The 7,665-nt window shown below is 32.7% G+C and carries 6 protein-coding genes; 1 reads left to right on the top strand and 5 read right to left on the bottom strand.

Annotated elements, in window-relative coordinates; all coding sequences use genetic code 11:
* From CUN59_RS16895 to CUN59_RS16880, 4 genes are all read right to left on the bottom strand, one after another.
* The coding region (locus CUN59_RS16895; RefSeq protein ID WP_207765434.1) for a roadblock/LC7 domain-containing protein at positions 1-185 on the bottom strand (185 nt) is incomplete at its 3' end.
* Positions 186-808: 623 nt separating this feature from the next.
* A complete protein-coding gene (locus CUN59_RS16890; RefSeq protein ID WP_104388937.1) occupies positions 809-1,468 on the bottom strand; it encodes a response regulator in 660 nt (219 codons plus the stop codon).
* A 44-nt stretch (positions 1,469-1,512) separates the two neighbouring features.
* Complete coding sequence (locus CUN59_RS16885) at positions 1,513-4,701, bottom strand: type ISP restriction/modification enzyme (protein ID WP_104388936.1); 3,189 nt, start codon at positions 4,699-4,701, stop codon at positions 1,513-1,515.
* Between the two features lie 143 nt (positions 4,702-4,844).
* Positions 4,845-6,038: a sensor histidine kinase gene (locus CUN59_RS16880; protein ID WP_104388935.1), complete on the bottom strand. Its 1,194-nt coding sequence runs from the start codon at positions 6,036-6,038 to the stop codon at positions 4,845-4,847.
* A 200-nt stretch (positions 6,039-6,238) separates the two neighbouring features.
* On the opposite strand from CUN59_RS16880, the gene CUN59_RS16875 reads away from it, so the two are divergent.
* Positions 6,239-6,724, top strand: coding sequence for a P pilus assembly/Cpx signaling pathway, periplasmic inhibitor/zinc-resistance associated protein (locus CUN59_RS16875; protein ID WP_104388939.1), 486 nt, complete (start codon positions 6,239-6,241; stop codon positions 6,722-6,724).
* Between the two features lie 300 nt (positions 6,725-7,024).
* On the opposite strand, the gene CUN59_RS16870 is transcribed toward CUN59_RS16875, so the two are convergent.
* A partial coding sequence (locus tag CUN59_RS16870) for a YHS domain-containing (seleno)protein (protein ID WP_243406975.1) occupies positions 7,025-7,665 on the bottom strand: 641 nt, incomplete at its 5' end.

The raw sequence follows: 7,665 nt of genomic DNA, 5'->3' as shown, positions 1-7,665 counted from the left end.
AACAAACTTGAGATGCTCCCCATAGATGCGGACATGGCTGATACTCTTTCTTCATCCATTCCACCGGGTAGACTCGCTCCTAAAGGTAAACCATCTGGAGTTACAAGTGCTGCTCCTTGTACATCAGGAGTACCACTAACAAAGTTTTGCAAAATCATACCGAGTTTTTGTGTGTTAATAGCCATGATGATTATTCTCCATTATGTTGAATTGGGAACCGAGGATCAAATCAAAACAAATACTAAATTAAACAGGGTTTTTTACCTCTAAATCTAGAGTTTTATTTTCAAGGGGTAATTCTCATCCATGATTTTCTTTAAGGAAAGAATTGGCTGTTTGCATTATGTTCTCGAATTGATCTTCTCATTTCAGAAACCTGTGTAAATTAATGCCTGTTGACTACTGCTCCTGTGATTTAAATTATCCCTCAGTAAAAACTGATATAGTACCGAAAAAATACTGAACTTCAGTTTAACTTATTATAAACATAAGTTAAGACTATGTGTAAAGCTTCAAAAGGATTTAATGCTCTAAAAGCCTTATTTAGTAAAGTTTTTTGTTGTTTAACCAGCATTAGAATTTCTTTTATAGTATTAATTTTTGTAAAATTAGTGAATTTACTCAGATAAACATGGTACAAGCAATAATCTACAATTCAGTATTTATAAGAGAGTATACTTACTGAAAACTCTTGAGGTTAAGTTTTGGAGCGTGGCGGAAAAACTTAACTGTCCTTTAGACAAGGGATAAAAGCCAGACAGAGGCTGTCTTCCTCCAGTGACAGATTATCATGTCAATAAGATAAGTTCTATTTATTGCTAGTGCTTTGCTCTAAATAGATAAAAAAAGTATTTGCTAAAATAGCTGCTTGTGTACGATCACGGAGATTGAGTCTATTTAAAATATTTGTAACGTGATTTTTGACTGTACCCTCAGAAATATAAAGTTTTGTGGCAATTTCTCGATTATTATCACCAATAGCAATTAACCGCAAAACTTCTTTTTCTCTGGGTGTAAGCTCTGCTAAATTCTGAGGTACAGATGGTTGGGGTGGAATAGGATGAGTCAGAAGTTTTTTGACTATTCCCGGTGCAAGTTGGGAATATCCTTTATCAACTGCACGAATAGCAACTGCTAATTCTTCTGATGGTGTATCTTTGAGTAAGTAACCCATTGCACCATTTTGTAGTGCGGCTTTGACATATTCTTCATCATCAAAAGTTGTTAAAATTAGGACTTTACTTTGTGGGAATTGGTGATTAATTTCTCTAGTAGCAGCAACTCCATCCATTATTGGCATTCTGATATCCATTAAAATTACATTTGGTTGTAATTCTTTAACTAAATGAAGTGCAACTTGACCATTTTCTGCTTCACCGATAATTTCTATATCCGTTTCTAATTCTAATAACGCTCTTAAACCTTGGCGGATTAAACTTTGGTCATCTACAAGTAAAATGGTGATCATGTTAATTGGTGATTGGTAATTGGTAATGGATATTATTGCTTCAGCTATATAACAGGAAACTGAGGAATTATACCATCTATTTCTGTCATTATTTTAATTGTTTCTGTCAAAATAATAATGATGTGTTGATAATGAGTAATTTCGACATCCGATAAATAACCATTAGCACTTTTTCGGTCTTTTAACCATTTATCTAATACTTGATATCCACCTATTTTAAATTCCCATACTGTTTGAGAAATACCAGAAAAGTAACAATCTTGATTAATGGCAATTTGCCGTTTATTCGGGTTATATTTAATTTGCGTTATTTGATTTTTGCCATCACCTTGATAATGTATAGCCCCTCTTTCTTCTCCATTAAATAGTGGTAAGTTAGCAGTAGTAGAAGTTTCGGACTTAGTTATGGGAGTCGGTGGAATATTTTTCATTAAATGTAAATTAACTAATATTTCTCCTTTAGTAACTAATTGGTTAAATAATTCATGATTGCTAGTTAAAGGAAGACAAGGAAAATCAATTTTTAAAAACTGAGAGTATCTCTCTCGATATTTGGGAGAATGAAATACAGCATAAATATAATAAAGGATGTTTTCTGGTGTGGGAATATAACCTAACTTTGCGTTAATTGCAGTGATAAATTCAGAAGAAAAGTTAGGTTTTCTTTCTTGTGTTGTTTCATTTTCCGGGTAAATATACAGAGGAAATAAATAATTAATTTCCTTAGTTTTATTAGAAATAGGACAAGATTCTATAATATATTGACTAACACCTATTAAATACCATTCACCAGACTGGGATTGTTGCCTAACAGTAATTAGTCCCAAATTATCACCAAGAATCATATTTTTCATGACTTCATTTCTAGGCATGCAAATAAATCCTCTGGATTTACCTGTATAATAGGTATATCTGATATCAAAAGGACGATATAAAATAGGTTGAATTAATTCATGATCAATAATTAAATTCTTAGTTGCTTTCCCTTTTACTTTTTTCTTAACTCTACTTTTTTTAATATCATCCTGTGCTAAAGCAACCTGCCAATCTCTGGTATCTTTGCCTAAATCATACTTTTCTCTGGCTGTTTCTGGTGGTAAAAATGCAAAATCATTAACTATTGTTTCCACATCTTCAGGAGTTTTTTGAATTGTTAAAGCATCTCGCGCTGTGACAATTCCCACAGAATTAACTGGCATAATATCAGTTATTTTCCAACCTTGATTATATTCCGCTAATAATTCCGTATTGTGAGGAGTGAATAAATAAAATGGAGAAACAGGATTAATTTTTTCCCATTCTACTGTTTTCATGGTTAATTCTTGCAATAGTTGATATTTATGATCACGACTTCCCCATAAATCATAATAGAAAATGCCATTTTCTGGTTGATGTTGCTGCTTAAATATAATCTTACTTTCAGGAATATCTTTCACAGCAATTAAAATTGATACACCTTGTTGAATATCAAACACATTTTGATCTGGTGTTCCATCGGGAGAAACTTCTTTTTTCTTAGCATTACCATGTAAATTAACAATATAAATGCGGTTAAAACTTTGTAATAAATTTTGGCGCATTCCCCGAAATGTGGGATTATCTAAATAACCATGATTGGTAACAAAAGCTAAAATTCCCACACCAGTTTGATCAATTCTCCATTGTCCAAAACGGATAAATTTGACATAATCATCTTGTAACCATTTGGAATTTTTTTCATCTAAAGATAGTCCATCTATTTGATAATAATCTTTTACTAATCCTTCTATCCATTCATTTTTATTTTCTGAATGTCCAGAATAGGGGGGGTTTCCTAAAACCACATGAATAGGAATTTCTGTTTTAATTGCTGCTGCTTGGTTTGCTTCTGCTGAGATATACTGACCTAAGAGTAATTCAGATTTTTTCACACCTTCGTTTAAAGCGTTAGTTAAAAAGATATTTAATCTTTCTTTTTCTTGGAAACGATAACCTAATTTTTCTAATAATATTCCTAGTTTTAAATGTGCAATTGTATAAGGAGTCATTAATAACTCAAAACCATATAGACGTTTGAGAACTTGTTTATCTCTAAATAATTCATTACAAGTTTTAATTCCGTATTTTTCGAAATGATTATAAATTTGTTTAATGACTGTAAATAAAAACGTTCCTGTTCCCGTAGCAGGATCTAAAATTGTGACGTTTTTACTACCTAAACCATCATCTAAACTAAAATCATTTTCTAAAATATCATTAACTGCTTTGACAATAAAAGATACTACAGGTTCAGGAGTATAATAAACTCCTCTACTTTTTCTTAATGATGCTTCATAAGCGGCTAAAAATGTTTCATAAAAGTGGACTACGGGATCTTGTTTTCTAGTTTCTTGTCCAAAGTTTTGCAGGATGTTAACCATGTCAATTTTAGCCAAAAGTTCAATTAAAATATCAATTGTCCAGTTTATTTTACTGATGATATTTGTAGAAATTACTGTACTAAATAATCCTTGTAGAAAGGGAATTTTATCACTAATATAAATACTCACATTTTCTCGATTAAATTGATAGGTGGTTTTTGTTTCACAATGACCAACTCTAGCAGTAAATAAACCATAAGCGATAGTTTGAGCGTACATATCAGCAAAGTTATTATTATCTAAATCAGGTAATAGTAAATCTTGGAAAAGTAATTTTAATTCAGTTAATTCTCCTGTTTGTTGTTCAGTTTTCAAGGCTTCATTAATACTATAGCGAATGGCTTTAGTGACAGATGCCATTTCTTGTGCTAATTCATAATAGTTATTAATCGTTTTTTCTTGTTTATTAAAAAATGCGTTAATTAATTCTTCTGTTGTTGATATATCAGAAACAGCAATAATTTGATTATTTTCAATTGTGGCTAAGGTGGCTTTTAATTGTAGTTTACCGTCAACATACCAATGAAACTGGAGATAGTTAGTAAGAATAAGATTTTCACCAATAGATGATTCTAAATAGCGTTGTAATTGTTCAGTTTTTTCAATTTTATCTAAATTTTCTCCGATTTTTTTAGCTTCAATATAACCGAGTAATTGATTATTTTTTCTGACGGTAAAGTCAGGAATACCAGCTTGGTTTCCAGTTTCTTCAACGGTAGATTTTATTCCCATAATACCATTATCAATTAGATTTTTTAATGTGGGGTAATGGGTGCGTTCACTGCCTTTTTCTAGGTCGGTTTGGAGTTGCTGTAAGTAGTTTGTAAAGTTCATATATTTTCTATGTTTTTAAAAAGATATTTTAGATGATAATTTCTTGTCACTCAAAACCAATTAAGTTAATTAATTTCTTAATATTTAGAGTCTCAGATCCCCGACTTCTTAAAGAAGTTGGCGATCTAGTTTATTCTACCTTATCATAAAGGAACTTGCACAACAATTTTACAACCTGCACCTGGATGAGTATTAATTGCAAATTCGCCTCCTAATGCTAAGGTGCGATCGCGCATACTTTGTAAACCAAACCCAGTAGTATTTTGCTCTAACTCAAAACCTTTACCATTATCCTTGATAATTAACGTTAAATCTGTGACAGTTGTGATTAAGTCTATGTTAACTTCTGTAGCTTGGGCATATTTAGAAATATTGGTTAATGATTCTTGAATAATGCGATAAATAGGCATACTAATTTCCATAGATAATGGAGATACAAGCGATATTTGACAATTAGGAATAATACCAGTAGTGCGTTGAAAATCTGCGGCTAAAACTGCAATTGCTTGTTCTAAATTTTTCTCTTGTAAAGGGTGGGATCTCATCTTAGAAACAGATTGACGGACATCTTTTAATGCTTGTGAACCGAGTTCTTTCGCAGTTACTAAAAAATTCATAGCTCTAGGAATATCAGATTTTGATAATTTGAGGGCAGTTTCTAACTGTAAATTTAAGGCTGTGAGAGAATGTCCTAAAGAATCATGAATTTCTCTAGCGATACGGTTACGTTCTTCTAAAGTAGCTTGGTTTTCTATTTTTAAAGCATATTCTCTTAATTTTTGGTTAGCAACTGCTAATTTATCTCTACTTTCTCTCTCAGATAAAACAGTATTCATTAATAGCAAAGCAAATACTAAACTCAAACCAAATAAAACTGCTAAACTAAAACTAAAAAACCAAAATCTTTCCTGATTTAAAGGTGTAATTTTTCCATTGGGTATGCGCTGAATGAGACTCATAAGGAATAAAATAAATGATAAAAAAGTAACGGTTAATCGTCCTGGAAGTTGAAAAATTAAGCAACTACGAGTTACTAAAATTAAATAAAGAAAGGGAAAAAGTCTAGCACTTCTACCTCCAAAAAATCCAGTAATGAGAATTAATACTACTTCAATAGCCGTATAGATAACCTTATTAATTTTATTATGAGTAGGTAATCTTAACCCCATCAAACCAAAAATTGTCAAACTACAAATTGTCAGTTCTGGAAAAATTGACGAAAATTTTGGTGAGGGTGATGGCATTAACGCCATTAATGCGGAAAATCCTAATAATAACCATTCTAAATAAAGGAGAACTCGAAAAGGATGATTATTGAATTGGATGGGAGTTTTCATAATATTCAACCATTGAAAAATTTAACCAAACTTAAAATATTTTTATCATAATTCAAGTTAAAGTAGATATAATAAAGATATATTAATGGTCATATCATGACTAAAGTAATGGATGTAAACGTGACTTTTGCCTGATGTCGTTAATGGATTTCAGTTTTTATAATAGAAAGATAGAAAATGGAAATAACCAAGAGGTAATTATGAAATTGAAAACTTTATCACTACTTATTGCTACTTTAGCTTTAACTTTAACCGCAACCCCCTTTGCAGTACAAGCACAACAAAATGCACCTACAAATAAACCTGCTCAAGAAATGTGGCAAAAGGGTTCATTCCAACGTTTGAATTTGACACCAGAACAAAAGGTGAAAATGCAGGAAATTGGCCGCAATACCCGCACCCAAATTGAAGCGGTTTTGACACCAGAACAAAAAGCTAAATTAAAAGCTGCCATGGCAGACGCTAAAGCTGAACGACAACAGGGGCAACGCCAGAGTAGAATGAAAGCAAAAAGAGATGTTTTTGCTTCTTTAAATTTAACAGAAGCACAGAAAGATCAAATGAAACAAATCAAACAGTCATCTAGACAGCAAATGCAAGCTTTGTTAACTCCTGAACAAAAAGCACAGATGAAACAATTCCAAGAAGAAATGCGTTCTCGTCGTCAACAACGCCAACCTCAATAATTAATTTTTAACCCAAATTCAATAAACCTCACCGCCACCCCTCTTCATATTGGAGAAGGGTTAAAAATTATGACTCGAACTCCCATTAATATCAAAATATAGAACTACACAACACCATTTCTGGATGAATACGCGCTTTATTTTTCGTTGTAGAGACGTTCCGTTAGAACGTCTCTGCCAAATTTATTTGGCACTTATAGCTGTAGCCAGGATGATTCACCCTACTTAGAATCTTTGATTATGGTGCGTTACGCTGTCGCTAACACACCCTACCTAAATGAAGGTCTTTCTCGCTAATTATTAACGGCGAATTTTTTTGGCTATACCAGGCCAATTTTGATCAGCTTTTTGAATATTTCCAGGAATATCTTTTTCCCAGCGTTTTTGAGTGTCCAAATTAGCATTTAAGTACAGCTTACCGGACACAATTTTCCAGGCATTAGGGTCAATAGGTGCGGTATATCCTCTACTGACAGCCCAAGCACAAAATCCTCCATATTGAGGAGCGTATTTTTCAGGATTTTTAATAAATAAGTTGCGGTTTTCGGCTGTGGAAAATCGCCAATTTACATCCTGCCATTTATAGGTAAAATTAGCATTACCCGGAATTGCCTTTCCTTGTTGAAAATAGGCTACAGAATCAAAACCTTTTAGAACAAAAGAGTCTTGTACATTAAACACCTTACCAGCCAGCTTAAAAGGGGCATTAACCGGAGTATTTTGCCCTTGAATAGCACTTGGATCAAAATTACCATTGGCAGCGGGTTGAAGGTTGGAAATAACGGTTGTAGTGGTTGCTTGAGAACGACAACCTAAAGTTAATCCCACCATGAATATTGAGGAAGTGACGAAAGCGAGAAAGTTCTGGTGATTCATAAAAATGTTTATTTGTTTTAGGACAATATCAGGTTCAAACCCCACCCTAACCCCCAATTCTGGGG

This window comes from Cuspidothrix issatschenkoi CHARLIE-1 (genome assembly GCF_002934005.1).
GTDB lineage: Bacteria > Cyanobacteriota > Cyanobacteriia > Cyanobacteriales > Nostocaceae > Cuspidothrix > Cuspidothrix issatschenkoi.
The sequence above is the reverse complement of the archived record's forward strand: the minus strand, read 5'-3'. Positions and strand labels throughout refer to the sequence as shown.